This is a genomic window from Roseovarius indicus (assembly GCF_008728195.1).
Lineage (GTDB): Bacteria > Pseudomonadota > Alphaproteobacteria > Rhodobacterales > Rhodobacteraceae > Roseovarius > Roseovarius indicus.
Genome location: NZ_CP031598.1, coordinates 125,008 through 149,871, shown reverse-complemented (window position 1 = coordinate 149,871; position 24,864 = coordinate 125,008). Strand labels below are relative to the sequence as shown.

Genomic DNA, 24,864 nt, shown 5'->3' with positions numbered 1-24,864 from the left:
CTATAAGTGCCGTTCTAACTATGATTTTCACGGCCAATCCGGTGCATGGGGCCAGCGGGCAGGCCGTGATTTGTTGCAAGGTGACGCAAGTGTCAGTGCCGATGTTGAATACCGAAACGGCGGAATCCGGATGAAAGAGCCCGCCGATACCCGGCTTTCTCCCTCGCCGGCCCCCGCGCCGTCCGACCAGTACACGCTACGCCTGCTCGCCACCTCCGACATCCACGCCGCCATCCTGCCCTACGATTATTCCGCCGATGCGCCGAGCTCCGGCTACGGCCTCGCCTGCGTCGCAAGCCTCGTCGAAACCGCGCGCTCCGAAGCGCCCGGAGCCTGCCTGCTAGTCGATAACGGCGACTTCCTGCAGGGTACCCCGCTCAGTGACCTCCACGACCCGGTCAATGCCGGCACATCCCACCCTGTCATCGCGGCGATGAACCGGCTCGGATACGACGTTGCCAATCTCGGCAATCACGAGTTCAACTTCGGCCTGCCAGCACTTCGTGCGGCCGTGGAACAGGCCAGCTTCCCGGTGATCAGCGCCAATACCCTCACACGCAGGGGCGCCTCCGTCGCCGACGACGAAACCCTCCTGCGCCCCGATACGATCGTGACATGCACCTGCGCCAACCCGGCCGGCGAGACGCGCAGCCTCAAAGTCGGCCTCATCGGCTTGCTGCCGCCCCAGATCATCCTTTGGGACAGGTTTCACCTGGGCGGCGAAGTCACGTCGCGCGACATGGTCGAAGCCGCCACCGCCCGCGTGCCGGCCCTGCGCGCAAAAGGCGCAGATATCGTCATCCTGCTGGCGCATACCGGCATCGACACCGGCCCCGCCGGGGCTGAACTCGAGAATGCGGCCCTGTCTCTGGCGCGCCTGCCCGGCGTCGATGCCATCGTTGCGGGCCACAGTCACGAAGTCTTCCCCGACCCTGAACGCCCGGCCGCCAGCAGCGGGGTCGACCACGCGGCAGGCACCTTCGCCGGCATCCCCGCCGTGCTGCCGGGCTACCGGGGGTCGCATCTCGGGCAGATCGATCTTCACCTTTCACACGGGCCCGACGGCTGGGCTGTCACCGGGCACAGCGCCCGACTTCACCCTGTCAAGGCCGGCGCAGCCACCACACAGACCCCGGCCCATCCGGCCATCGTCAAGACCGTTCGCCACGGCCACGAAGCCACGCTCGCCCGTATGCGCGCCCCCCTCGGCCGGATCGACCGCCCGATCCACAGCTACCTCTCCCTCTACCGCTCCGACCTGCCGGTCCTGCTGGTGGCCGAGGCAAAGCGGCAAGCCCTCAGCGATGTCTTCGCCGGCACCGCACTCGCCGACCTGCCCTTGCTCGCCGCCACCGCGCCGTTCCATACCGGCGGCCGCGCCGGACCGCGCGCCTATTCCGACATTCCGGCCGGCCCCCTGACCCTGCGAAACGCCGCCGACCTGCAGCCATTTCCGAACACGCTCTGCGCCCTCCGGGTAACCGGGGCGGAACTGCGCGACTGGCTCGAACGCGCATCCTCCTGCTTTCACAGAATCACGGCCGGCTGGCCCGACCAACCGCTCTGGAACAACAGCTTCCCGGGCCATGCCGCCGACACCATCGTCGGCCTCACCTACCGCATCGACGTCACGGCCGCCCCGCTCTACGACGCGCACGGCCAGCGCCTCGCGGGGTCCCGGGGCGCAGGGACGCCCCGAGGCCGCATCCGAGACCTTGCCCATGCCGGACAGCCGGTCGGCGATGACCAGGAATTCGTCATGGCCGTCAACAATTACCGCGCGTTCGGTGGCGGGCCCTACCCGGCGCTGCCCGAATCCCGGCTCGTTCATGCCAGCCGCACCCCGGTGCGCGATGTCCTCGCCCGGTTCATCCGCGATGGCGGCCACCGCCGGGTATCCCTGTCGCCGGCGTGGTCCTTCGTGCCGCAGCCCGACACCTCGGTTATGATCTGGTCCGGTCCGGGCTTGCGCGCTCACCCGTCAGACTTTGCCCTTCACGGCCTGACCGATCTCGGCCTGTCGCACCAGGGCTTCCTTCGCCTGCGCATGCCCCTCGATACGCCCGCTTGCGAATCCGCCGTGTAACCCCTATGTAACGCCTTGAGAGGTTGGCGCGGGCAAGCGCCTCGCCAACCCGGTCAGGTCCGGAAGGAAGCAGCCGTAACGAGCCCCGCTTGGGTCGTTGTCCAGCCTCTCACCCTTTCCCCGCTCCGATGCCAGGTAGAACCGAGCCGCGGGCGGGGTCCGTCCGCCGCAGGGTGGGTGCCAACCCACCCCGTGGCACGCATCTCACATCGCCGCCCGGTACAAGTCGGCAAGGTTTTCCTCGTTCAGCTCCACCGGGTTCCCGCCACAGCTCGGGTCCGTCACCGCATCCTTCACCAGCGCCGGAATGCTCTCCTCGGTGACGCCCAGCGCCTTCAGCCCCTGCGGAATGCCCAGCCGGTCGTTGAACTCGGCCACGAATGCCTTGAACCCGGCAAACCCGCCGTTGATCCCAAGATACGGCGCCGCCCGGTCGAACCGCTCGGCAATCATCGGGGCGTTGAATTCCAGCACCGCCGGCATGCAGACGGCATTGGTCGTCCCGTGATGGGTGCCGAAATGCGCCCCCACCGGATGGCTCAGCGCATGAATTGCCCCCAGGCCCTTCTGAAAGCCCACCGCGCCCATCGCCGCCGCGCTCATCATATGCGCCCGCGCCTCCAGATCCTCGCCATTCTCATAGGCTTTCGGCAGGTTCTCGATCACCAGCCGCATCCCCTCCAGCGCGATGCCCTGGCTCATCGGGTGATAATGCGGGCTCGAAAAGGCCTCCACGCAATGCGCGAACGCATCGAGGCCGGTTCCGGCGGTGATCGCCTTCGGCATCCCCACCGTCAGCTCCGGATCACAGATCACCACCGCCGGCAGCACCTTCGGATGGAAGATGATCTTCTTCACATGTGTCTCGGAATTGGTCAGCACCCCGGCCCGCCCCACTTCCGACCCCGTCCCGGCGGTCGTCGGCACCGCCACGATCGGCACGATCGCGTCGGCATCGGCCCGAGTCCACCAGTCGCCGATATCCTCGAAATCCCACACCGGCCGCGTCTGCCCGGCCATGAAGGCCACCAGCTTGCCAAGGTCGAGGCCGGAACCGCCGCCCAGCGCGATCACGCCGTCATGCCCGCCCTCGTTGAACGCCGCCACCCCGGCGGCCAGGTTCACCTCGTTGGGGTTCGGGTCCACCTCCGAGAACATCGCCCGGCCCAGTCCGGCCGCCTCCATCCTCTCCAGCACGCCCTGCGTCACCGGCAGCCCCGCCAGCCCGCGATCTGTCACCAGCAACGGCCGCTTGATCCCCGCCGCCGCACAGGCCTCGCCCAGCTCCGCGATCCGCCCGGCCCCGAATTTCACCGCCGTCGGATACGACCAGTTGCCCACAAGGTTCATGCCTGTCCCCTTATCCCAGCAGGGGCTCGCCGCCCCCGGCTTCATCTTGCCAAAAATACTCAAATCCCGACGCCGCCACGGGCGCCGCCGCCCGCCACTCTATCGCCGCCATTTCCACATGCAACGGGGGGTTACTTCTTCCTCGCCCAGTCGTACTGGGCCGCCGTCTCCACCGCACAAGGCCGAACCGCCCGCAGCCGCTCCAGCGCCGGCCCCGGCTTCTCGCCACAGGCCACCATCAGCTTGAGCGCAGCGGTCCCCGACCGCCCACACCCGCCCATGCAATGGATAAGCACACGCCCGCCGCCCTTCAGCGCCGCACAGGCCCGCTCGCTCGCGGCCTCCCATAGCTGCTCGCTTTCGCCCGTGGGCACGCCAAAATCGTGGCAGGGGATGTGGTGCCACCGCGCCCCGGAATTGAGCAATTCCGCCCCGAGATCGCCGGCCCCCGCCGCCACCATCTCGACCTCGGTCACCATCGAGATCACCAGCGCAGGCTTCCAGTCCTTCATGTGGGCGATATCCTCGGCATAGTGCCCCCCGCGCCCCGGCATCGGTGCAATGGCAAGGATGCCACGCGCCACCGGAAGGCCGAAGATCACGAATCCCGACATCGTCTCCACCTCAGATCCCGTCCGCCGCGAACGTATCACAGGCCCCCGGTTCGCCGCTCTCGTAGCCCGTCGCGAACCAGCCCGCCCGCTGCTTCGAGGTCCCATGCGTAAAGGTGTGCGGCTGCGGCACCCGACCGGCGCGCTCCTGCAGGTAATCGTCGCCAATCCGCCGCGCGGCGTTCAGCGCCTCTTCCACGTCACCCGGCTCCAGCAGCCCGTCCACGTTCCGCGCCCAGACACCTGACAGGCAATCCGCCTGCAACTCCAGCCTGACGGTCAACGCATTGGCCTGCACCTTGTCCGAGGCCTGTCGCATCCGGTTCACCTCCGGCAGGATGCCCAGCTCGTTCTGCACGTGATGCGCCACCTCGTGGGCGATCACGTAAGCCGCGGCGAAATCCCCCTTCGCGCCAAGCTGCCGGCTCAGCGTTTCGAAAAACGCCGTGTCCAGGTAGGCCTTCCTGTCTGCCGGGCAGTAGAAGGGGCCCGTCGCGCCCGACGCCCCGCCGCACGGGCTCTGCGTCACGCCGGAAAACAGCACCAGAACCGGCGGGTCATACTCGCGCCCCAGCTGCTCGGGAAAGACCTGCCCCCAGACCGCCTCGGTTGTCGCCAGCACACGCGAGGCGAACGCCGCGGCCCGCTCCTCCTCTGGCGACAGCTCCCGCTGCGTCTCGCCCTGGGCAAACGGATCCTGCCCCTGCAACAGCGGCGTGATGTCGACCCCGGCGAAATAGGCGATCACGACCACCACCAGCAGGCCTACGCCGCCAATCCCGGCGCCCGCCTTGCCCGACCGGCGCCGGTCCTCGACATTCCGGCTCCGCCGGATACCCTTCAGCCGCATGGTCTCCCCCCAAAAGGAACGCGCAGACCACTATAAGCACCTTTGCCACAAGCGGAAAAGCCTGTTGCGTCGCGGGCTAGGCCGGCCCGTCCGCAACCTGCCCGGGCCGCGCCTCGGCCCAGGCCCGCAGGAACGCCGCCATGTCCTCATGCCCGCAGCCCTCGATCACCGCACGCGGCAGGGCCACGCCCTGTTCCAGCGCCAGCCGCGCGCAACCGATGTGATCCCGCTCCGCCCGCGCCGGATTCTTCTCCGCCCCGTGCAGGATGGTCGACAGCAGGGTCCCGCCAAACCCGTTCACGAACCCGAGGTCGGGCCGCAGCGACAGGAACCACGCCAGCACCTCCGGCTTCCCCTCCCAGCCCGCCACATGCGTCGGCGTGATCCGTTCCGGGCCGCCCGGCTCGTCATACGGCACCCCCAGCGCCACCAGCCGCCGCATGTGCTCCAGCCGATCCGGCAGATGCACCAGCTCCCTCAGCAGACCCCGAAACGCCCCGGGCAACTTCTCCGGGTCGATGAACTGCCCCGGGCTCTCCCGCCCCTCCGCCGCGGCAGCCAGCAACCCCTCCTCCCGGCTCAATCCCGTATCGGCGCCCCTGGCCTCCAGCGCGCGGGCCAACGCCCGGTTCCCGTACACCCGCGCCATTGCGTAAGCCGTGACCCCCATCCAGCGGCGCGCCGTCCCGGCCCCCGCCTCCAGCAACAGGCCCACCATCCGCGCATCGCTCATCCGCCGCGCCGCCTGGTGCAGCGCCGGAATGACCGACGGCGCCTCTCCCCCCACCTCGTCGGGGCTGAACTCTTCCGCCCGGGCCCCATGCGCCAGCAACATCTCCACCGCCGCGTGATCGTGAAAATCCATCGCCCGGAACAGCGCGTTCGTCCCTTTCGGCTCCGCCCCCGCCTCCAGCAGCATCCTCAACGCCCGGTGATGCCCCAGCTCCGTGGAATGATAGAGCGACTCGCCATCATCCGGATCCGCCCCCTTGTCCAGCAGCCACTGCGCCAGCACCATGTTGTCCGCATGGCCGATCGCCCCATAAAGCGCCGACAGGGCATGCCCGCTCCCCGGCGCCTCCACGTACCCGTCATTCACATCCGCCCCATGCGCCAGCAACAACTCCGCCACCGCCAGCATATCCGCCTCCAGCCCGGGCCGCGCATGGATCCACCGCGAAAACGCCAGGTGCAGGATCGGCGTCCGCGGCCCCAGCTTCGCAACCGCCAGCCCGGGCTCCCTTGCCAGCGCCGCCTCCACCGCGCCCCGCCGGTACAGCGCACATTCCAGCCCGAACACGCCGTCCGCCAGGTCCGGAAACCGCGCCAGCAAGGCCTCGACCCGCGCAGTCTGCCCGCGAAACAGCGCCTGTTTCAGCCCCTGCAACGCCGCCGCCCGGTCCATCCCCATCGCCTCGGCGGCCAGCTTCAGCCGGGGCCAGCTCTCGAACCCCGCCTCCCGTGCCACCGCATGCAGGAAATCGGCGCGCACCAGCGCCTCCGCCGGCTTGCCCGGCCCGTACTGCTTCAGCCGCTCCACGGCCCAGGCCTCGCCCGCCCGATGGGCGCGCTGCATACGTTTGGCCGCGAATCGCAGCCCGTTTAGGGAAAGATCATCCATGATCCGGGTTCCTCTCGATCAGGGGCCCGCGATCCGCCAGCTCGGGCAAGAGAAAACCGAAATATGTACCGGTCGTCCGTCAAAGGCAGGTGCGCTCGCTTTCCGCGGATCGGGCGGCCCCCTGCAACGGGCCTCGCCCAAAGCCTACACCACCCGCTCCCCCACCGCCAGCCACTCTCCCGCCCCCATGCGCCGTTCCGGTCCCAAATACCCAAACCCGACGCCGACCACCAACATCCGAGGCGGCACGCCCCCACCCTTCATCTTGCCAAAAATACTCGAATCCCCAGCGCCGCCCCACGCACCACCCCCCGCAAGTCATCCCCGTCCTGCCTTGCCGGGGCGGGGAGGGCGGGCGGGAGCCCCGGCAAGGCAGGACACGGCTCGACCAATCCCCCGGTGGACGCCGGGCGCAACTCCCCTTACCTTGCCAGACGAACCCCAGCACAGGACCCCCATGACCGACGCCGACACCCAAGCCGCCTACCAGGTTCTGGCCCGCAAATACCGGCCCGAAACCTTCGCCGATCTCGTCGGCCAGGATGCGATGGTCCGCACCCTCAAGAACGCCTTCAAGGCCGACCGCATCGCCCAGGCCTTCATCATGACCGGCATCCGCGGCACGGGCAAAACCACCACCGCCCGGATCATCGCCAAGGGCATGAACTGCATCGGCCCGGATGGCCAGGGCGGCCCGACGACCGACCCCTGCGGCGTCTGCGAGCATTGCAAGGCGATCATGGAAGGCCGCCATGTCGACGTGCTGGAAATGGACGCGGCCTCGCGCACCGGCGTCGGCGACATCCGCGAGATCATCGACAGCGTCGCCTATCGCGCGGCCTCGGCCCGCTATAAGATCTACATCATCGACGAGGTTCACATGCTCTCGACCAGCGCCTTCAACGCGCTGCTCAAGACGCTCGAGGAACCGCCCGCCCACGTGAAGTTCATCTTCGCCACGACCGAGATCCGCAAGGTCCCGGTCACCGTGCTCTCGCGCTGCCAGCGCTTCGATCTGCGCCGCATTGACCCCGAACAGATGATCGCCATGCTCCGCCGCATCGCCGACGCCGAGAAGGCCGAGATCGCCGACGATGCCCTCGCCCTGATCACCCGCGCCGCAGAAGGCTCGGCCCGCGACGCCACCTCGCTGCTCGATCAGGCCATCTCCCACGGCGCGGGCGAAACCACCGCCGAACAGGTCCGCGCCATGCTGGGGCTGGCCGACCGCGGCCGCGTGCTCGACCTCTTCGACCTGATCATGAAGGGCGATGCCGCCGGCGCTTTGGGCGAGCTCTCCGGCCAATACGCCGAGGGCGCCGACCCGATGGCGGTCCTCCGCGACCTCGCCGAGATCGCCCACTGGGTCAGCGTCGTGAAGATCACCCCCGAGGCCGCCGAAGACCCCACCATCGGCCCCGACGAACGCGACCGCGGCCGCACCATGGCCGAGGCCTTGCCGATGCGCGTGCTCACCCGCATGTGGCAGATGCTCCTGAAGGCGCTGGAAGAGGTCTCGCAGGCCCCCAATTCGATGATGGCCGCCGAAATGGCCGTCATCCGCATGACCCATGTTGCCGAGCTGCCCGCGCCCGAAGACCTCGTGCGCCGGCTGCAGGACGGCCCGCCGCCCCAGCCGCCCGCCGGCGGCCCGGCCCCCGGCGGCCCCGGCGGCGGCAATGCCCCCGCCCCCACCGGCCATACTTCTGCCTACAGCTCCGGCGTCTCCGCCCAGCCCGGCGCCTCCGGCCCCTCGGGCCAGACCACTGCCGTCGCTGCCCAATCCGACACCGCGCTCGCCCATTACCCCACCTTCGACCACGTGGTGGAACTCATCCGCGCCCATCGCGACGTCAAGCTGCTGGTCGAGGTCGAAACCTGCGTCCAGCTCGCCGCCTACCGCCCCGGCCGGATCGAATTCTGCCCCACCGACGACGCCCCCGCCGACCTTGCCGCGCGCCTCGGCGCGGCCCTGCAACGCTGGACAGGCAACCGCTGGGGCGTCTCGGTGGTCAGCGAAGGCGGCAAGCCCACCATCGCCGCCCTGCGCGACGCCGAGCGCATCGCGCTCGAGGACGAGGCCAAGACACACCCGTTGGTCCAGGCCGTCTTCTCCGCCTTCCCGGGCGCCAAGATCACCGGAATCCGCACGCCCGAAGAACAACAGGCCGAGGCCCAGGCCGAAGCCCTCCCCGAAGTGGACGAAGAATGGGATCCCTTCGAAGAGGACTGATCCTCGCCCTCCTGCCCGCGCCCGCCTGGGCGCAGGTCTGCGAGGAGCTCCGCCCGGGATGGGACGGCACGCCGGTCTCGGCGTGGTCCGAGGCCCTGTCGCTCTTCACCTCCCCCGCCGCCCTGATCCTTCTGGCGGGCAGCCTGATCGCCGTCCGCTACAAAAGCCAGTGGGGAACCCTCGCCGCCTGCGTCGGCTGGAGCGCGCTGGTCTCCGTCTTCGCCTTCTGGGACGGCGGCCGCACCGACGCCATGGCCGAGGGCTGCATCGGCTCGCCCATGATCTTCATCCTCGCCGCCGCCGCCCTTTGTGTCGCCATGGTCCTCTACATCGGCGTGCCGGCGAAGACGGAAGATTAGGCACCACGATGGCCCGCGCAGGGCGTACGCCGCCCCGCTTCCCCACCACATCCTACCCGTCCCGGCCCTGACGCGGGACGCAATAATCATGGCGCGAGTGCCAAGCCACCCCGTACCGCGGCAACCACCCCTCCGCTCTTCAACACCGACGCGATACCGACGTAATACCGACAAAATACCGACGTTGCATTTCCCCGAAACGGGCACTTCCCTCGGGCCGCTCGAACCGCCCCGCTCAAACCCGATGGACACGCCCAACTAACCCCCTTACCCTCCCCCACATGAGCAACACCGACGGACGCCGCTGGCACGACATGGGCGGGAAAGAGGCGGGCCCCCTTTCCTTCGACCAGCACGATTTCGCCCTCTGGGAAAAGCGCGTCGACGCGCTGATGGTTCTATGCGGCCAGAAGGGCCTCTTCACGGTCGACGGCCTTCGCCGCGCCCTCGAGGACATGGGCGAAGACGCCTTCGAAACAATGACTTACTACGAACGCTGGATCGCCGCCTCCAACCAGAACCTGATCGAAGCCGGCGCCTACACCCTGCAGGAACTCGGCGAGAAAATGGAAGAGGTCGCCCGCCGCGGCCCCACCTATGGCGAGGCGCAAAATGGCTGACCGCGTTCGCGTCAAATCCATGATGCCCCCGGGCCACGTCCGCGCCCCCGCCTACCTGCGCGGCAAGACCGGCGAGATCGAACGCGAACTGGGCAGCTTCGCCAACCCCGAACAGCTCGCCTACGGCCTCGAGGCCCAGAAACATCCCCTCTACCGCGTCCGCTTCACCATGGCCGAAATCTGGGGCGATCAGGCCGAGCACCCCACCGACACGGTCGACGCCGAGATCTACGGCCACTGGCTCGAAAGGCTCTGACATGCCCCACGACCACCCCTCCCATTCCCACGAAGGGATGAGCCCCTCCGGCCACCCCTACCGCGAAGACAACGACACCGCGCTGACCTACTGGCAGCGGATGGAAATCGCCGTCCGCGAACTTCTCGTTGAAAAAGGCCTCGTCACGTCCGAGGAAATCGCCCGTCAGATCGACGCGATGGATGCCCGCTCGCCCGCCAACGGCGCGGCGGTCGTCGCTCGCGCCTGGACCGATCCGGCGTTCAAGCAACGCCTGCTGAAAGACGCCTCCGCCGCCAGCCGCGAGATGGGCTTCGACATCGGCCCCCTGCACCTGATTGCGGTCGAGAACACCGACACCACCCACAACCTCATCGTCTGCACGCTCTGCTCCTGCTACCCGCGCAACCTGCTGGGCCTGCCGCCCGACTGGTACAAGTCCCGCGCCTACCGCTCCCGCGCGGTGATCGAGCCGCGCGCGGTGCTCCGCGAATTCGGCCTCGATCTGCCCGACGACATCTCCGTGCGCGTCCATGACAGCACCGCCGACATGCGCTACATCGTGCTGCCCGCCCGCCCCGCCGGCACCGACGACATGACCGAGGAACAGCTCGCGGCCCTCGTCACCCGCGATTCGATGATCGGCACCGGCCTGCCGCGCACCCCCTGACGGGCTTGCCCAAAGCCGGCCCCCGGCGTATGTGACGCGCACCCAAGCAAGACAAAGACCACCCGGATGAGCGACACAGCCCCAAAGGACACAATCCCGTTTTCCGAACGGCTGACCGGCCATCTGCTGTTCCTGCCGGTACGGTTGTCGCGACTGTTGCCTTATCGCTGGCGGGTGCCCTTCGCAGGCTGGTTCGTCTCCCGCATCCTCGCGCCGCTAGCAGGCTACTCCCAAAGAGTCCGCGACAACCTCGCGCTCACCTTCCCCGAGCTCTCCAAGCCGGAGGTCGAACGCATCACCCGCGGCGTCACCGACAATGCCGGGCGCAACATGGTCGAGCTCTACTCGCCCGAATTCGCCCCCCGCGTCCGCGAACGCATGCCCATCACCGGCCCCGGCCTGAAAGTGCTGCAGGATGCCCGCGACGAAGGCCGCCCCGGCATCATCATCTCGGCGCATATCGGCAGCTTCAACGCCGCCCGCACCGGGATTGCCGCCAACGGGATCGAAAGCGCCAGCTTCTACCGCCCGATGTCCAACCGCCCCTTCAACGCCCATTACGCCGAGGCGATGGAACGGATCAGCCAGCCGGTGATCGAGCAAAGCCGCCAGGGGCTGGTGCAGATGGTCCGGCACCTGCGCAAGGGCGGGGTGGTGTCGATCATGAACGATCTCAACACCCATGACGGGCTGCCGCTCGAGTTCTTCGGGCACCCGGCCCTGACCTCGCTCTCGGCTGCCGAGCTTGCCCTGAAATACGACGCGCCCCTCGTCCCCCTCTGGGCGCTGCGCGACCCCAACGGGCTTGATTTCCGCATGACTTTCGAAGAGCCCATTCCCCATTCCGACCCGCTGACCATGACCCGCGAATTCAACCGCCGGCTCGAAGCGGTGGTGCGCGAGAACATGGATCAGTGGTTCTGGATTCACCGCCGCTGGAAAGACGGCGCCAACGCGGTGGGCGAGATGCGCGCGAAAGAACTCGAAGCCCTCGAAGCGAAGCTCGCGGAAAACCCCAAGGCTCCGATTTCTTGAAAAGAAATCGTTCCGGATTCTTTTCAAGAATCCGTCCCTACCCTTTCCGCAACTGTGCCAGTAATTCAAGGCTGCTCTCGTCCAGCGCGCCCACCTCCGGCAACCCGTGCGCCGCCCTGAGCGCGTTCAGCGCCGCCAGTGTCTTCGCGCCCCACGCCCCGTCGACCGGCCCCGGGTCATAGCCCAGGTCCGTCAATAGCTGCTGCACCTGCCGCACCGACAACGGCAGGTCGATATGCTGGCGCAGGAAGGCCATCGTCTCCTCCTGCACGGCGCGGAACTCCAGCAATTCGTGCCGCGCCGCCAGCTGCCCGGACTCGTAGACGACCGACTTGCTGTCGGTCCGCCCGTCCATGAATTCCCCGCAATGTCCGACATTCCATTCGTTCCGGTACCAGGGGTCCTTCGCCCCCACCAGCGACAGCACCGGCTCGTCCTCGGGCGCGTTCAGCCCGGCATACTCATACCAGCCTGCCTTGCAGGTCCAGCCCTCGACGACCCGCGCGGCCACGCGCTGGCTGTCCGACAATGGCTTGAAGGTGGCGGCGATGACGCCACCTTCACTCAGCCCGATCAGCAGCATGTTGTCGGCATCGACGAAGGGCAGCCCCTTCGCCGTCTCGATAGCGTAACCGGCATCGAGCTGCCGCATGCTCAGCGTCGGCCGAAACATTCCACTCTCGTGGGTGGCGGCATCACAGGACCGGGCATAGACAGTCCGAGCCATGCTCGCTGGCCCGATCACCAGGAACCCGTTATCGGCGAGAAACTTCATCCGCAGCAGGCTTCCCGACCAGAGCCCGGCACAGCCATGCATATAGATCGCCGTGGGAAAGCGCCTCTGCCCCTCCCCATATGCGGCGTCCAGATCGGCCAGGCTGGTCTGCTTCGAACGCCCCGGCCCGTCCGGCACCATCACGATCGCCGCATCCCAGGTGCGCCTGATCTGCGCCGGGTCGTCCATGTCGTCGATGCCGACCTGCGCCGGATCGGTGAACCTCTTCGAACTGTTGTTCAGCCCCTCGGTCTGCGCCGCCACCAACGTGGCCAGCCCGAGTGCCGCGACAAGCGACGCCCCAAAAAATACCTTCATCAAATGCCGTCCTCCCAATGCGCGGGCACACCCTCCCGGGCGCCGCACGATCAACAGTAGCGGCAGTCTCGCACAAAGCCACAAAAACCCGGCCGCGGCCGCCGCGGCCGCCGATTTCTTCAAAAGAAATCGGATCGGACTCTTTTAAAGAGTCCGACACGCCGCACCCGGCGCAATCCACCTTCAGAAATTACCCGGCGCTAGACCCACTTCGCCATTGGCGGCAAGCTCATCAGCACCGCGTTCGCGTCATGCCCCGTCGCCAGCCCGAACTTGGTGCCCCGATCATAGACGAGGTTATACTCCGCGTAGAGCCCGCGATGCACCAGTTGTGCATCCTTCTCGGCCTCACCGAAATCCATCCCGCGCCGTTTCTCCACCAGAGGCACGAAGGCCGGCAGGAAGGCTCGCCCGATATCCTGCGTCAACGCGAAATCCGCCTCCCAACTGCCGGAGTTCTGGTCATCCATGAAGATACCCCCCACGCCTCGCGCCCGGTGGCGGTGGGGGATATAGAAATACTCGTCCGCCCAGGCCTTCAGCCGCGGATATTCCCCTTCCCCATGTGGGTCGAGATGCGCCTTCTGGGTCGCGTGGAAATGGCCGGTATCCTCCTCGTACTCAAGGCACGGATTCAGGTCCGATCCTCCGCCGAACCACCACGCATTCGGCGTCCAGAACATCCGCGTGTTCATGTGAACGGCCGGCACGTGGGGGTTCTGCATATGCGCCACGAGGCTGATGCCGCTCGCCCAGAACCGCGGGTCTTCCTCGATCCCCGGCACGCCCCGCGCCGCCATCGAGCTCTGCGCCGCCTCGCCCAGAACGCCATAGACTTCCGAGACGTTCACGCCGACCTTCTCGAACACCCGGCCGCCGCGCATCACGCTCATAAGGCCTCCGCCGGCATCCGAACCGTCCTCGCTCGTCCGCTTCGTCGTGGTGACCTCGAACCGCCCCGGCTCGGCCTCGGCGAACGGGCCCTCGGCGTGGCTGTCCTCCAGCCCCTCGAACGCCGCGACGATGTCGTCACGCAGTTGCCGGAACCACGCCGCCGCGCGCGCCTTCTCCGCCGTCATCTCCTCCGACATCGTACCCTCCCTAGTGCGCCGGCGCCGCCACCGGATCAAGCAGCGTGCGGCCGCCATCCACCGTCATGATCTGCCCGGTCATGAAACCCGAACTGTCGCAGGCCAGGTACTGCACCGCCTCGGCCAGCTCGGTCGCCGAGGCGATCCGCCCCAGCGGCGTGTGATCCTCGATATCCGAGCGGAAATCCCGGTTCTCCCGCAGCGTCCCCTGCAGCGAGGCACTCATCACCGAACCGAACGCCACCGCGTTCACCCTTATCCGGTGCGGCGCCAGCGCCACGGCCAGGCTCCGCGTCATCTGGTCCAGCGCCGCCGACGATACCGAGAACGCCAGCAGATCGGGATGCGTCCGCCGGGCGGCAATCGACGACAGGTTCACGATCGTGCCCGCCGGGCCGCCCTCGCGCTCTTCCGACTGCTTGATCATCCGCTTGGCCACAAGCTGGCTTGTCCGGAGCGAGGTCATCAGGTTTTGACTCAGAAGCTGCTCCACCGCGTCATCATCGGGGTTCAGCGGGTCCGAGACCAGCATCTGCCGCGACGCGTTCACCAGGATATCCACCTGGTCGAATGCGTCGATCGTGGCCGACAACAGATTCGCCAGTGTCAGCTTCTCTCGGAGGTCGCCCGCGAAATAGCGCTTGTTGCTGCCGTCCTCGTTTTCGCCCACCTGCTTGATCAGCTGCTTCTCGTCGATATCCGCGAACATGACGTTCGCGCCCTTGTCGACGAAATGCCGCCCGATGGCGAGGCCGATGCCGTTCGCCCCCCCGGTCACGATGGCGGTCTTTCCGGAAATGGAAAATGACATGGTCTACCCTTTGTACGTGTGGGAATGCGCCCGCAGTTCAGCCTGGTCTGCGCACCGGGCGTTGCCCGTGCAGTAGTTTGAACCGGTTGTCGCCGCCGACCTCCCTGACCTCTCCGAACTGTCGCGCCATCTCCGACTCATACGGGAGATGGCGGTTCGCAACCAGAAAAAGCTGTCCGCGAGGGGAAAGCACGCGCGCGGCAGCGCGGATGAAGTCGAGCCCGAGGCTCGGGTCGGGCGCCCGTCCCGTGTGAAACGGCGGGTTGGTGATGACGGTATCCATGGGCTCGTCGGGCCGCCAGCGGGTGGCGTCTTCCCAATGCAGGTGCGCCCGCGGGTCGAGAATGTTCTGCCGGGCACAGTCCAGCGCGGCGAAATCCGCCTCGACGAGGTGCAGCTCCCTGATGCTCTCCCGTTCCAGCGCCCGGGCCGAAAGATACCCCCAGCCGCCGCCAAGGTCGGCCACCCGCGCACCCAGCTTCTCGGGCAGATTGTCAGCCAACAGGGCCGAGGCGGGGTCGATCCCGTCGGCCGAGAAGATGCCCGGCACGGTTACGAACCCGCCCCCGATCTCCTTCGGCGCACCCCGTGCCCAATCCTCGAACCCCGTTTGGGCGGTGAAATGAAACAGCTTTCCATGTGCCTTCGACAACGCCGGCGAGACCTCGGCCCGCTTGCGACAGCCCTTCAGGATCGATTCGACCCCGTCGGTCTTGGCGCCATCCACGATCACCGGCCCGTCTGTCACCGACGCGGCCTCGGCCACCAGCGCCTGGCCCAGCGCCTTGGCCCGCGGCAGGCAAACGACCGCAGCCGCATAGCGCCCGTCAGGTTCCTTCCCGCAGGCGAATCCCTGCCCCGCGAAATGGTCCCTGTCGGGTTTGAAGGTGGTGATGACATGGCACAGATCGGCCGGCAGCGCCGACAGGTCCATCCCCTCGCGCGGCGCGAAAACGGCAATGCGCCCGGCCTCGGGCAGCGTCACATCACCCGAGTCCAGCGCCAATGACAGGCGTGACGAAGCGCTCAAATTATTCCTTTTCCATCGTGCATTGCAGCGGATGCTGATGGCGGCGGGCGAAATCCATCACCTGCGCCACCTTGGTCTCGGCAATCTCGTGGCTGAACACGCCCACGACCGCAACACCCTTCTTGTGCACCGTCAGCATGATCTCGAACGCCTGCGCATGGGACATGCCAAAGAACCGTTCCAGAACGGCCACGACGAATTCCATCGGCGTGTAGTCGTCGTTCAGCAGCAGCACCTTGTACAGCGGCGGCCGCTTGGTCTTGGTGCGCGTCTCGACAATGACCGACGAGTCGTCGTCATCATCGTTTCCCGACATGAGGAAGATTGGGTGCGTCATATCCTGCCCGGTTGAATTTGGCATGGCCGATCGTGAACCATCTATATAGCCTCTGGGATATATGTGAAAAGAGGGGGAACCCTCAAGACGGGGTCTCATGGCACGGAATCTGACCACAATCGGCTTCGATGCGGACGATACGCTCTGGCAGAACGAACGCTTCTTCCGCCTGACGCAGGAGAGATTCGCGGCGCTTCTGAAAGACTATGCCGACGGCGACCACCTGCACGACCGGCTGCTGGCTGCGGAACGGCGCAACCTCGGCCATTACGGATTCGGCATCAAGGGTTTCACCCTGTCGATGATCGAAACCGCCATCGAGGTGACCGACCAACAAGTACCCGCCAGCGTCATCTCCGAACTGATCGCGGCCGGGCAGGAGATGCTTCAACACCCCATCGAGCTTCTCCCTCATGCCCGCGAGGCGGTGGAAGAGATCGCGGCAAGCCACCGCGTGCTGCTCATCACCAAGGGCGACCTGCTCGACCAGGAGCGCAAACTGGCGCAATCCGGGCTCGGCGACCTCTTCGACGGGGTCGAGATCGTCAGCGCCAAGACCCGCACGGTCTACGAGGATATCTTCACCCGCCACGGCAACGGCGCGGCCGAGGCGATGATGGTCGGCAATTCCCTGCGCTCCGACGTGAAACCGGCGATCGAGGCGGGCGGCTGGGGCGTTCACGTGCCTCACCACCTGACATGGGAAGTCGAGCATGACGAGCCGCCCGAGAACGCCCCCCGTTACCGGGCGATCGACGACCTCGGCGCACTGGCCTCACTTGTGAACGAAATCGGCTAGGGGGACAGGGGGCGTTGCCACCGCCGCTGTTCCCTTTAGGCCCGGCGATTCCCCCAGGATATTTCGGGCCAGAAGAAGCAGGGGATCAGTCGACCCGGGCCACCGCCTCGACAGGGCCGAAGCTGTTGCGCTGGATCACGACCACGGCGGGCAGATCACCATTCAGCGGGACCTCGATGTCGAGCGGCTGGCGCATATCCCAGTCGGCAACCACGGTCACGCTTGTCACGATGTGGGAATAGCTGATCGAGCGGCCCGCATTCTCGCCCCGCTTGATGGCGACCGTCTCCTCAGGCCGGTAGCGGAACAGCCGGACGGTGGCCTTGCCACCGGCGGCGGCAGAGGCGCTGATCTTCAGCTTGCCCTGATGCTCCTGCGCCGTCAGGGTTACCTGCGCGACGTCGCCCCGGTGCTTCTTGATGAGGTCTTTCACGTCCATCGGCCGGGTACCGACCACATGATCGGTGCCGTTGATGATCATCTGCGGCGTATAGACCATGCGCCGGTTCGACACCTTGGCATAAGCCCGCTGACGGGCGGTGTATTCCGGTTTGGCGAAGCTGTCCTTCCAGCCGATGTAATCCCAGTAATCCACGTGCAGCGCCAGCGCGATCACATCGTCGCGCTTGGCCAGCTCGTGCAGGAACGCATCCGCCGGCGGGCACGACGAGCACCCCTGCGACGTGAACAATTCGACCAGAACGGGCCGGTCCTGCGCTCTCAGTGGCGCGGCAAGCGTGATCAGGAAAGCGGTCAGCAGGGCGCCGAGTCTGAGCATGGGGTAAGGTCCGAGAGCTGTGCGTGTTCGTGGTCTGACGAGATTTATCCGCCCCCTTCTAACATGACCAATCAAGGTTTCGCGAGAGCGCGGTGAGACTTGCGACTCGCTCAATTGTGTGCAATAGTATACAAAACCGCCCTGCCCCCTTGATTGCCACGCTCAAATGGGTCAGAAGCAGGCCGGAATTGCCAGCCCCCCAATGCGAAAGGATGCCCGCATGCCCATTACCGTTGGCCAGGATACCGCCAAGACACGGAAATCCCTTACCGTCGCCGGACAAACCGTTTCCTACTACTCCATCGCTGCCGCCGAGAAAGCCGGCCTTGGCGATTTCTCGCGCCTCCCCGCCGCGCTGAAGGTGGTGCTCGAGAACATGCTGCGGTTCGAGGACGGCAAAACCGTCACCACCGACGACATCAAGGCCTTCTCGGAATGGGCCGACAATGGCGGCAAGGCCAACCGCGAACTGGCCTACCGCCCGGCCCGCGTGCTTATGCAGGATTTCACCGGCGTGCCCGCCGTGGTCGACCTCGCGGCCATGCGTGACGGCATCGTCGCGCTCGGCGGCGACGCCCAGCAGATCAACCCGCTGAACCCCGTCGACCTCGTCATCGACCACTCGGTCATGATCGACGAATTCGGCAACCCCCGCGCCTTCCAGATGAACGTCGACCGCGAATACGAGCGGAACATGGAACGCTACCAGTTCCTCAAATGGGGCCAGGGCGCCTTCAACAACTTCCGCGTCGTGCCCCCGGGCACCGGCATCTGCCACCAGGTGAACCTCGAATACCTGGCCCAGACCGTCTGGACCGATGAAGACCAGAACGGCGAGATGGTCGCCTATCCCGACACGCTGGTCGGCACCGACAGCCACACCACCATGATCAACGGCGTGGCCGTCCTCGGCTGGGGCGTCGGCGGGATCGAGGCCGAAGCCGCCATGCTCGGCCAGCCGATCTCGATGCTCATCCCCGAGGTCGTCGGCTTCGAGCTGACCGGCAAGATGGTCGAGGGCACCACCGGCACCGACCTCGTGCTGAAAGTGGTCGAGATGCTGCGCGAGAAGGGCGTGGTGGGCAAGTTCGTCGAATTCTACGGCTCCGGCCTCGACCACCTGCCGCTGGCCGACCGGGCGACCATCGCCAACATGGCCCCCGAATACGGCGCCACCTGCGGTTTCTTCCCGATCGACGACGAGACCCTGCGCTATCTCGAACTCACCGGCCGCGACAAGGACCGCATCGCGCTGGTCGAAGCCTACGCCAAGGAGAACGGCTTCTGGCGCGGGCCCGATTACGACCCAGTCTATACCGACACGCTCAAGCTCGACATGGGCACCGTCGTGCCGGCCATCTCGGGCCCCAAACGCCCGCAGGACCACATCAACCTCGACGCCGCGGCCAAGGAATTCCACGCCTACGTCAAGAACTTCCGCGAGGGCCGCGACATCAACGGCAAGTCGGAAGCCCGCTGGGAAGCCGAAGGCGGCGCCCCCGAGCCCGTCGACATCCCCGGCGACCAGGGCCACCACGCCCGCGGCTTCGTCTCGACCGAGGACAGCAAGTACCAGATGCACGACGGCTCGATCGTGATCGCCTCGATCACCTCCTGCACCAACACCTCGAACCCCTACGTGATGATCGGCGCCGGCCTCGTCGCCCGCAAGGCGCGCGAACTGGGCCTGAACCGCAAGCCCTGGGTCAAGACCTCGCTCGCGCCCGGCTCAAAGGTCGTGACCGAGTATCTCGAGGCGGCCGAGCTGCAGGACGATCTCGATGCCATCGGCTTTAACCTCGTCGGCTATGGCTGCACCACCTGCATCGGCAACTCCGGCCCGCTGGCGCCGGAAATCTCGAAATGCATCAACGACAACGACCTGATCGGCGTGTCGGTCCTCTCGGGCAACCGCAATTTCGAGGGCCGCATCAGCCCCGACGTCCGCGCCAACTACCTGGCCTCGCCGCCCCTGGTGGTGGCCTATTCGCTGGTGGGCGACATGAATGTCGACATCACCACCGAGCCCCTGGGCAAGGACAAGGACGGCAACGACGTCTACCTGAAAGACATCTGGCCGTCGCAGAAGGAAATCGCCGATCTCGTGCAGAAGACCGTGAAGCGCGAGTCGTTCATCGAGAAATACGGCGAGGTCTTCGAGGGCGACGAGAAGTGGCAGGAGGTCGAGACCTCCGAAGGCGAAACCTATGACTGGCCGCCGCAATCGACCTATGTTCAGAACCCGCCCTACTTCCAGGGCATGTCCAAGGACCCCGGCACCATCTCCGACATCAAGGGCGCGCGGATGCTGGCGCTGCTGGGCGACATGGTCACCACCGACCACATCTCGCCCGCCGGCTCCTTCAAGGAAAGCACGCCCGCCGGTCAGTACCTCGTCGAACGCCAGGTGCCCGTGCGCGAGTTCAACTCCTACGGCTCGCGCCGCGGCAACCACGAGGTGATGATGCGCGGCACCTTCGCCAACATCCGCATCAAGAACGAGATGCTCGATGGCGTCGAGGGCGGCTACACCAAGGGCCCCGACGGCGAACAGACCTCGATCTTCGAGGCAGCGATGGCCTACCAGGACCAAGGCACGCCCCTTGTCGTCGTGGGCGGCGAGCAATACGGCGCCGGCTCCTCGCGCGACTGGGCGGCCAAGGGCACCAACCTCTTGGGCGTCAAGGCCGTGATCGCCGAAAGCTTCGAGCGCATCCACCGCTCGAACCTCGTTGGCATGGGCGTCATCCCATTCGAGTTCACCGGCGGCGACACCCGCTCCTCGCTCAAGCTGACGGGCGAGGAAACCTTCGACATCACCGGTCTCGAAGGCGACATCAAACCCCAGGCCGAGGTGCCCTGCACCATCACCTATGCCGACGGCTCGACGAAAGAGATCACGCTGAAAAGCCGGATCGATACGGCGATCGAGATCGAATATGTCGAACACGGCGGCGTGCTGCACTACGTGCTCCGCAACCTCGCCAAGTCGGCGTAAGACAGGCGGTATACAGACATGCGAAGGGCGGGGGTTTCCCCGCCCTTTTCTTTTGGACCCCGGTCTCCGCGCAAGAACCCAAATCCATACGAGTCCGTAGGGTGGGTGAAACCCACCGTACGCGCCATCCGAACGAAGGCAAACCAACCATTGCCTCTCTCCCCTCCCGTGGTACCGTCGCCCAACCCACGGAAGAGGAACGTCACCCCATGCTCGACCCGGAAGTGAAGTCAATCGACTGGGTTGATGCGTTCCCGCCCAACGATGGCAGTCCCGCGGTCCTGCCCGTGACCGCGTCCATAGGGGAGCGTGGTAATGACGCTGCGGACAATTTCCAACTCATCGTCTGCAACTCCGCCTGGATCGCCTCCCAGGTGCCCAACGGCTCGGGCCTCTGGCAGCGCGGCATGCTGATCGTCGAGACCATAACTCCAGGCCACATCCAGAAAACGCTTGAGGCACTCGTCTACCAGTTCCGGCGCTCACACAGCTGGACCGACTTCACCGAGCGTCTGAGCCGCTACCTTCTCTGGGAATACGAAGACTATAACGTATACATGGGAGAACCCGTCGTCCCGTGATCCTTAGCATTTGGGCGAACCCACCCGTGTTCGCCCATCTTGCCCTCAAACCCGAAGTGCCCCCTTCAATGCCGCGCCCCCTCCTCCTGCTCCTCCTCGCATTGCTCCCGCTGGCCGCCCTGGCCCAAGGCCCCCTCACCTGTTTCGAATCCGACCCGAATACCGATCCCGACATTGCCATTCCGGCCTGTACCGCGGCCATCGCCTCGGGCACGCTCGAAGGCGCGTGGCTGGCCGGGGCCTATGCCAACCGCGGCGTCGCCCACCGCGAACTCGACCAATTCGCACAAAGCGCGGACGACCTAGAGACCGCCATCCGCATCGACCCGGCCGCGCCCCACATGCGGATGCTCGCCTGGACCTACCGCACCATGCGCCGCCAAGAAGAGGCCGAAGCCATCTATACGCAAATCCTCGAAACCGACGACCACTGGCAGAGCTGGCTCTCCCGCTGCGTCGTCCGGCAGGATCTCGAGAAGTTCGAACAGGCGGTCGGCGATTGCGAACAGGCCGTGCTGCGTGACCCTGACAATACCGATGCGCTCTACTTCGCCGCCCGCGCCCACAACATACTGGGCCAGGGCCACCGCGCCCTGCCGCTGGCCCGCAAGGCCACCTCCCTTGACCCGGAGAAAACCCGCCACTTGGTCGAACTTGCCTGGGCGATGCACCTCACCGGCGACACGTCGGGCGGGCGCGAACTGGTCAGGGACCGGCTTGCCGAAACCCCCGGCGACCCCGAGCTCCTCGACTACCTGCGCCAGACCGACTGACCCTAGGCCGTGTCACCTCACAGGACATAGCTCAACTGACATACGGCCTCGTATGTTTAGTAATCGCAACCCTTTTTACGCCAGATGCGTATCGAAGGCAGCTATCACACACCACGTGGCAAGATTTGCTATTCGGTCGCGCCCGATCCGGCACTCTGCGAGTCGCTGCCCTCCGATGCCTCCAGCGCCGAAACCGGCCGCATCAGAGCAAAACGTTGGCCATCCGCGTAGATCACCGCCCCGTCCGCCAGCACAAGGTCCTCGCTATCGAACAGCAGCATCGCGCCGTAGCCTGTCTTCACGGTACCGGTCCTGTCGGCAAGCGTGACCTCCCAAGCCCCGTTCGACAATTGCCCGCCCAGTACGACATGCGACTGGAACGTGCGCTCCGGGTCGAAGTACCGCCCGCCATACCGTCCGCAGATACGTCCGTCCGGTGCTTCGCTCAGGGCGAGCCAGAGCGCGACCCCCTCGTCGAAATACTCGTAGGTACCTGTCGGCGTGCCCTCAATGCGGTCGGCCCCTTCCGCACGGACCCAGTCTTTCACCTCGTCGAGCGATGCCGAACCGGTCAGCGTCGTCGCGACCTCGTCACACTCGGCCAGTGCAGGGGCGGCCAGAGAGCCTGCCCCGAGGCTCGCGACAAGGGCAAGCCATGGGGCGCGCGCCCGGCTCCGTCTGATCTGATACATGCGGGCGGTCTCCGGGCTGGGCGGCTACAAGGGCGGTCATCACAGTCACGTCCCCGGGGGGTGCGTGACGCCTTGCGCAATGGTGGGCCGGCGGGACCGGCTGTCAACAGGCGAACACCCGGAAGAGCGGGTATCCGCTCCGAAGAATGAGATACGCCGATGCGGCGAGCAGACCGGCGTTGAACCTGCCGGCCATCTTGAGCACAGCAGCGCCGCGCAGGTTTCGGCAAATCAACCGGGTCATCCTGGCGGCGCTGCGGGCGCATCGATGGTCTGCCCGCAGGGGCTTCCTTCAGGTTTGTTGCACGTAGGTTCCCGGTGCCGCGCACAGCGTTGGGAAGCCCTTTGCGGGCGCGCCCATCCTCGGCGGCGCCACCGGCGCTCCTGAATGGCTGGCAAGCCAGTCGCCCCAGACGGGCCACCACGACCCGTCCTGCACCTCGTGGTTGGCGAGCCACGTGTCCGGATCCATGTAGAGCGCCCCGGCCTTGCGGTGACCGGTGCGGTAATGCCGGTGGGGGTGGCCCGGTTCAGAGACGATGCCGCCATTATGGCCGCTGCTGGTCAATAGGAAATCGAGATCGCAATCCGTGAAGAGCTTGGTCTTGTAGACCGAGCGCCATGGCGCAATGTGATCTTTCTCTGTGCCGACGACGAAAAGCGGCGCCTTGATATCCTTGAGCGCGATGACCCGGCCATCGACCGCGAAGCGCCCCGCCGTCAGCCGGTTTTCAAGGAACAGCCCGCGCAGGTATTCGCTATGCATCCGGGCCGGCATGCGCGTGGAATCGGCGTTCCACGTGCCCATATCGGTCTGCTTGTCTTCCTGCCCCATCAGGTAGCGGCGGGTGGCGCGGCCCCACACGAGGTCTTCGTCGCGCAGAAGCCGGAAGGCACTCGCCATCTGGTCGCGGTCGAGAAAGCCCTGATCCCACATCATGTCTTCGAGAAAGGCGACCTGGCTTTCATCCAGGAAAAGCAGCAGCTCGCCCGCCTCGACGAAATCGGTCTGGGCCGCAAGCAGCGTGATCGAGGCAAACCGATCATCGCCATCGCGGGCCATGGTGGCCGCCGCGATCGACAGGATGGTACCGCCGAGGCAGTATCCGCAGGCATGCACCTTTTGGTCAGGCACGATGGTGGTGACGGCATCGAGCGCGGCCATCACACCGCGCTGGCGGTAGTCCTCAAGCGAGAGATCGGCCTGGGCGGCGGTCGGGTTGCACCACGAGATCGCGAAGACGGTATGCCCCTGCCCCACCAGCCAGTTGATGAGCGAGTTCTGCGGGCTGAGGTCGAGGATGTAGTACTTCATGATCCAGGCCGGGACGATCAGAACCGGCTCGGGGCGGACGGTCTCGGTCTGCGGGCTATACTGGATCAGCTCGAAGATATCGTTGCGATAGACCACCTTGCCCGGCGTGCAGGCTAGCGTTTCGCCGATCCTGAAACCATTATGCGGCGCAGGCGGCATGTCGGCGGCGTGTTCGATCAGGTCTTCGACGAAATACTGCAGGCCGCGGGCAAGGTTGGCGCCCCCCGTGTCGCGCGTGGCCTCGATCACTTCCGGGTTCGTCAGCGGAAAGTTCGAGGGCGAGACGGCGTCGAGCAACAGCCGGGTCATGAAATTGACCCGGTCGGCATTGCGCGACTGCACACCGGGCATGCCGGAGGTCGCGGCATCCCACCAGTCGCGGGTGGCAAGGTAGCCCTGCTGCCACATGGCAAAGGGCAGCGTGGCCCAGCCGGCATGGGCGAAGCGGTGATCGTTCTGGTCGGGAGAGAAAGGTGGCGTGGGGGCGGTGCCATCCTGCTTGAAATGCTCGAAGGCATAGGCCCCGAGCCGTGTGGCATTGCGCGCGGCGCGTTCGGCCAGCTCCAATTGCCGCCCCGGCGCTCGGGAGAGATGCATGGCCCAATCGGTGACGGCCTGCGCCACCGCGAAGGGCGAGGCGCCGCTGGTAGCACGTGCCATGCCTGCGCGCATCGCCCGGTCGATGTTGCGGTGGGGGTGGTCCTCGGCCGGTGCCGGGGCCGGGCAAGGCGGGGCTTCTACCCGGTCTTCGGGTTCGGGTGCGTGAAGGCGTACAGGGTCTGCGGGCATGGGGACCTCCTCGTGCTGTGGCGGAACCATCGCGCGACTCGGGTGTGGCCCGCACTGACATAGCGCAAACTGCCGGTGACAGTTTGATGACAACTGCCCGGCCGGGA

Annotated in this window: 23 protein-coding genes and 1 other RNA gene; 12 read left to right on the top strand and 12 right to left on the bottom strand. The window is 66.4% G+C overall.

All coding sequences use genetic code 11. The features are described from left to right. Positions 1-130: 130 nt before the first annotated feature. Both RIdsm_RS00725 and ffs read left to right on the top strand, forming a co-directional pair. A complete protein-coding gene (locus tag RIdsm_RS00725) occupies positions 131-2,086 on the top strand; it encodes a bifunctional 2',3'-cyclic-nucleotide 2'-phosphodiesterase/3'-nucleotidase (protein ID WP_057817313.1) in 1,956 nt (651 codons plus the stop codon). Between the two features lie 17 nt (positions 2,087-2,103). Continuing rightward, an RNA gene (gene ffs, locus RIdsm_RS00720) (signal recognition particle sRNA small type) lies at positions 2,104-2,200 on the top strand. A gap of 90 nt (positions 2,201-2,290) precedes the next feature. Here the strand turns inward: ffs and RIdsm_RS00715 are convergent. The 4 genes from RIdsm_RS00715 to RIdsm_RS00700 all read right to left on the bottom strand — a co-directional run bounded on the left by RIdsm_RS00715 (position 2,291) and on the right by RIdsm_RS00700 (position 6,518). Next, positions 2,291-3,436 carry an iron-containing alcohol dehydrogenase gene (locus RIdsm_RS00715; protein ID WP_057817315.1) on the bottom strand — a complete coding sequence of 382 codons (1,146 nt, stop codon included), beginning with the start codon at positions 3,434-3,436 and terminating at the stop codon, positions 2,291-2,293. 131 nt (positions 3,437-3,567) lie between these two features. Beyond that, the gene (locus RIdsm_RS00710; protein WP_057817629.1) at positions 3,568-4,050 is read right to left on the bottom strand and encodes a protein-tyrosine phosphatase family protein; all 483 of its coding nucleotides are present in this window, start codon (positions 4,048-4,050) and stop codon (positions 3,568-3,570) included. A 10-nt stretch (positions 4,051-4,060) separates the two neighbouring features. Continuing rightward, positions 4,061-4,897, bottom strand: coding sequence for a KPN_02809 family neutral zinc metallopeptidase (gene ypfJ / locus RIdsm_RS00705; RefSeq protein ID WP_057817317.1), 837 nt, complete (start codon positions 4,895-4,897; stop codon positions 4,061-4,063). A gap of 76 nt (positions 4,898-4,973) precedes the next feature. Beyond that, a complete protein-coding gene (locus RIdsm_RS00700) occupies positions 4,974-6,518 on the bottom strand; it encodes an ankyrin repeat domain-containing protein (RefSeq protein WP_057817319.1) in 1,545 nt (514 codons plus the stop codon). 457 nt (positions 6,519-6,975) lie between these two features. On the opposite strand from RIdsm_RS00700, the gene RIdsm_RS00695 reads away from it, so the two are divergent. From RIdsm_RS00695 to RIdsm_RS00670, 6 genes are all read left to right on the top strand, one after another. Further along, the gene (locus RIdsm_RS00695; protein ID WP_057817321.1) at positions 6,976-8,751 is read left to right on the top strand and encodes a DNA polymerase III subunit gamma/tau; all 1,776 of its coding nucleotides are present in this window, start codon (positions 6,976-6,978) and stop codon (positions 8,749-8,751) included. Continuing rightward, the gene (locus RIdsm_RS00690) at positions 8,727-9,110 is read left to right on the top strand and encodes a hypothetical protein (RefSeq protein WP_057817324.1); all 384 of its coding nucleotides are present in this window, start codon (positions 8,727-8,729) and stop codon (positions 9,108-9,110) included. Before RIdsm_RS00695 ends, RIdsm_RS00690 begins: the two co-directional genes overlap by 25 nt. A 281-nt stretch (positions 9,111-9,391) precedes the next feature. Beyond that, positions 9,392-9,730 carry an SH3-like domain-containing protein gene (locus RIdsm_RS30690; RefSeq protein ID WP_057817326.1) on the top strand — a complete coding sequence of 113 codons (339 nt, stop codon included), beginning with the start codon at positions 9,392-9,394 and terminating at the stop codon, positions 9,728-9,730. Continuing rightward, positions 9,723-9,986 (top strand): SH3-like domain-containing protein, encoded by a 264-nt coding sequence (locus RIdsm_RS30685; protein ID WP_057817328.1) that lies wholly within the window; start codon positions 9,723-9,725, stop codon positions 9,984-9,986. The genes RIdsm_RS30690 and RIdsm_RS30685 overlap by 8 nt, the downstream gene beginning before the upstream one ends. Position 9,987: 1 nt before the next feature. After that, a complete protein-coding gene (gene nthA, locus RIdsm_RS00675) occupies positions 9,988-10,635 on the top strand; it encodes a nitrile hydratase subunit alpha (protein WP_057817330.1) in 648 nt (215 codons plus the stop codon). 66 nt (positions 10,636-10,701) lie between these two features. After that, positions 10,702-11,670, top strand: coding sequence for a lysophospholipid acyltransferase family protein (locus tag RIdsm_RS00670; RefSeq protein WP_057817332.1), 969 nt, complete (start codon positions 10,702-10,704; stop codon positions 11,668-11,670). 37 nt (positions 11,671-11,707) lie between these two features. Here RIdsm_RS00670 and RIdsm_RS00665 read toward each other — a convergent pair whose 3' ends face one another. The 5 genes from RIdsm_RS00665 to clpS form a co-directional block, all read right to left on the bottom strand. Continuing rightward, complete coding sequence (locus RIdsm_RS00665; protein ID WP_057817334.1) at positions 11,708-12,763, bottom strand: peptidoglycan-binding protein; 1,056 nt, start codon at positions 12,761-12,763, stop codon at positions 11,708-11,710. 200 nt (positions 12,764-12,963) lie between these two features. After that, positions 12,964-13,854, bottom strand: a complete 891-nt coding sequence (gene hemF / locus RIdsm_RS00660) for an oxygen-dependent coproporphyrinogen oxidase (protein ID WP_057817335.1) — start codon at positions 13,852-13,854, stop codon at positions 12,964-12,966. Between the two features lie 10 nt (positions 13,855-13,864). Continuing rightward, positions 13,865-14,665: an SDR family NAD(P)-dependent oxidoreductase gene (locus RIdsm_RS00655; RefSeq protein ID WP_057817337.1), complete on the bottom strand. Its 801-nt coding sequence runs from the start codon at positions 14,663-14,665 to the stop codon at positions 13,865-13,867. A gap of 37 nt (positions 14,666-14,702) precedes the next feature. Further along, complete coding sequence (locus tag RIdsm_RS00650) at positions 14,703-15,695, bottom strand: class I SAM-dependent methyltransferase (RefSeq protein WP_057817339.1); 993 nt, start codon at positions 15,693-15,695, stop codon at positions 14,703-14,705. 1 nt (position 15,696) lies between these two features. Beyond that, positions 15,697-16,032 (bottom strand): ATP-dependent Clp protease adapter ClpS, encoded by a 336-nt coding sequence (clpS, locus tag RIdsm_RS00645; protein ID WP_057817341.1) that lies wholly within the window; start codon positions 16,030-16,032, stop codon positions 15,697-15,699. Positions 16,033-16,129: 97 nt separating this feature from the next. Between clpS and RIdsm_RS00640 the strand changes: the two genes are divergently transcribed. Further along, complete coding sequence (locus RIdsm_RS00640) at positions 16,130-16,831, top strand: HAD family hydrolase (protein WP_057817342.1); 702 nt, start codon at positions 16,130-16,132, stop codon at positions 16,829-16,831. A gap of 85 nt (positions 16,832-16,916) precedes the next feature. Here the strand turns inward: RIdsm_RS00640 and RIdsm_RS00635 are convergent, their stop codons facing one another. Beyond that, on the bottom strand, positions 16,917-17,609 hold the full coding sequence (locus tag RIdsm_RS00635) for a DUF1223 domain-containing protein (RefSeq protein ID WP_057817344.1): 693 nt from the start codon (positions 17,607-17,609) through the stop codon (positions 16,917-16,919). Positions 17,610-17,829: 220 nt separating this feature from the next. Here RIdsm_RS00635 and acnA point away from each other — a divergent pair, with 220 nt between their 5' ends. From acnA to RIdsm_RS00620, 3 genes are all read left to right on the top strand, one after another. Next, entirely contained in the window at positions 17,830-20,607 is a 2,778-nt protein-coding gene (acnA, locus tag RIdsm_RS00630; protein ID WP_057817631.1) for an aconitate hydratase AcnA, read from the top strand. A gap of 209 nt (positions 20,608-20,816) precedes the next feature. Further along, positions 20,817-21,188 (top strand): Imm8 family immunity protein, encoded by a 372-nt coding sequence (locus tag RIdsm_RS00625; RefSeq protein WP_057817346.1) that lies wholly within the window; start codon positions 20,817-20,819, stop codon positions 21,186-21,188. A gap of 68 nt (positions 21,189-21,256) precedes the next feature. Next, positions 21,257-21,961, top strand: coding sequence for a tetratricopeptide repeat protein (locus RIdsm_RS00620; RefSeq protein WP_057817348.1), 705 nt, complete (start codon positions 21,257-21,259; stop codon positions 21,959-21,961). Between the two features lie 128 nt (positions 21,962-22,089). Here the strand turns inward: RIdsm_RS00620 and RIdsm_RS00615 are convergent, their stop codons facing one another. Both RIdsm_RS00615 and RIdsm_RS00610 read right to left on the bottom strand, forming a co-directional pair. Beyond that, entirely contained in the window at positions 22,090-22,653 is a 564-nt protein-coding gene (locus RIdsm_RS00615) for a hypothetical protein (RefSeq protein WP_057817354.1), read from the bottom strand. 292 nt (positions 22,654-22,945) lie between these two features. Beyond that, complete coding sequence (locus RIdsm_RS00610; protein WP_074939888.1) at positions 22,946-24,757, bottom strand: PHA/PHB synthase family protein; 1,812 nt, start codon at positions 24,755-24,757, stop codon at positions 22,946-22,948. Positions 24,758-24,864 lie beyond the last annotated feature (107 nt).

Coding starts and splice junctions, on each gene's coding strand:
- RIdsm_RS00725 (WP_057817313.1), top strand. CDS start 131: ATGAAAGAGCCCGCCGATACCCGGCTTTCTCCCTCGCCGGCCCCCGCG.
- RIdsm_RS00715 (WP_057817315.1), bottom strand. CDS start 3,436: ATGAACCTTGTGGGCAACTGGTCGTATCCGACGGCGGTGAAATTCGGG.
- RIdsm_RS00710 (WP_057817629.1), bottom strand. CDS start 4,050: ATGTCGGGATTCGTGATCTTCGGCCTTCCGGTGGCGCGTGGCATCCTT.
- ypfJ (WP_057817317.1), bottom strand. CDS start 4,897: ATGCGGCTGAAGGGTATCCGGCGGAGCCGGAATGTCGAGGACCGGCGC.
- RIdsm_RS00700 (WP_057817319.1), bottom strand. CDS start 6,518: ATGGATGATCTTTCCCTAAACGGGCTGCGATTCGCGGCCAAACGTATG.
- RIdsm_RS00695 (WP_057817321.1), top strand. CDS start 6,976: ATGACCGACGCCGACACCCAAGCCGCCTACCAGGTTCTGGCCCGCAAA.
- RIdsm_RS00690 (WP_057817324.1), top strand. CDS start 8,727: ATGGGATCCCTTCGAAGAGGACTGATCCTCGCCCTCCTGCCCGCGCCC.
- RIdsm_RS30690 (WP_057817326.1), top strand. CDS start 9,392: ATGAGCAACACCGACGGACGCCGCTGGCACGACATGGGCGGGAAAGAG.
- RIdsm_RS30685 (WP_057817328.1), top strand. CDS start 9,723: ATGGCTGACCGCGTTCGCGTCAAATCCATGATGCCCCCGGGCCACGTC.
- nthA (WP_057817330.1), top strand. CDS start 9,988: ATGCCCCACGACCACCCCTCCCATTCCCACGAAGGGATGAGCCCCTCC.
- RIdsm_RS00670 (WP_057817332.1), top strand. CDS start 10,702: ATGAGCGACACAGCCCCAAAGGACACAATCCCGTTTTCCGAACGGCTG.
- RIdsm_RS00665 (WP_057817334.1), bottom strand. CDS start 12,763: ATGAAGGTATTTTTTGGGGCGTCGCTTGTCGCGGCACTCGGGCTGGCC.
- hemF (WP_057817335.1), bottom strand. CDS start 13,854: ATGTCGGAGGAGATGACGGCGGAGAAGGCGCGCGCGGCGGCGTGGTTC.
- RIdsm_RS00655 (WP_057817337.1), bottom strand. CDS start 14,665: ATGTCATTTTCCATTTCCGGAAAGACCGCCATCGTGACCGGGGGGGCG.
- clpS (WP_057817341.1), bottom strand. CDS start 16,032: ATGACGCACCCAATCTTCCTCATGTCGGGAAACGATGATGACGACGAC.
- RIdsm_RS00640 (WP_057817342.1), top strand. CDS start 16,130: ATGGCACGGAATCTGACCACAATCGGCTTCGATGCGGACGATACGCTC.
- RIdsm_RS00635 (WP_057817344.1), bottom strand. CDS start 17,609: ATGCTCAGACTCGGCGCCCTGCTGACCGCTTTCCTGATCACGCTTGCC.
- acnA (WP_057817631.1), top strand. CDS start 17,830: ATGCCCATTACCGTTGGCCAGGATACCGCCAAGACACGGAAATCCCTT.
- RIdsm_RS00625 (WP_057817346.1), top strand. CDS start 20,817: ATGCTCGACCCGGAAGTGAAGTCAATCGACTGGGTTGATGCGTTCCCG.
- RIdsm_RS00620 (WP_057817348.1), top strand. CDS start 21,257: ATGCCGCGCCCCCTCCTCCTGCTCCTCCTCGCATTGCTCCCGCTGGCC.
- RIdsm_RS00615 (WP_057817354.1), bottom strand. CDS start 22,653: ATGTATCAGATCAGACGGAGCCGGGCGCGCGCCCCATGGCTTGCCCTT.
- RIdsm_RS00610 (WP_074939888.1), bottom strand. CDS start 24,757: ATGCCCGCAGACCCTGTACGCCTTCACGCACCCGAACCCGAAGACCGG.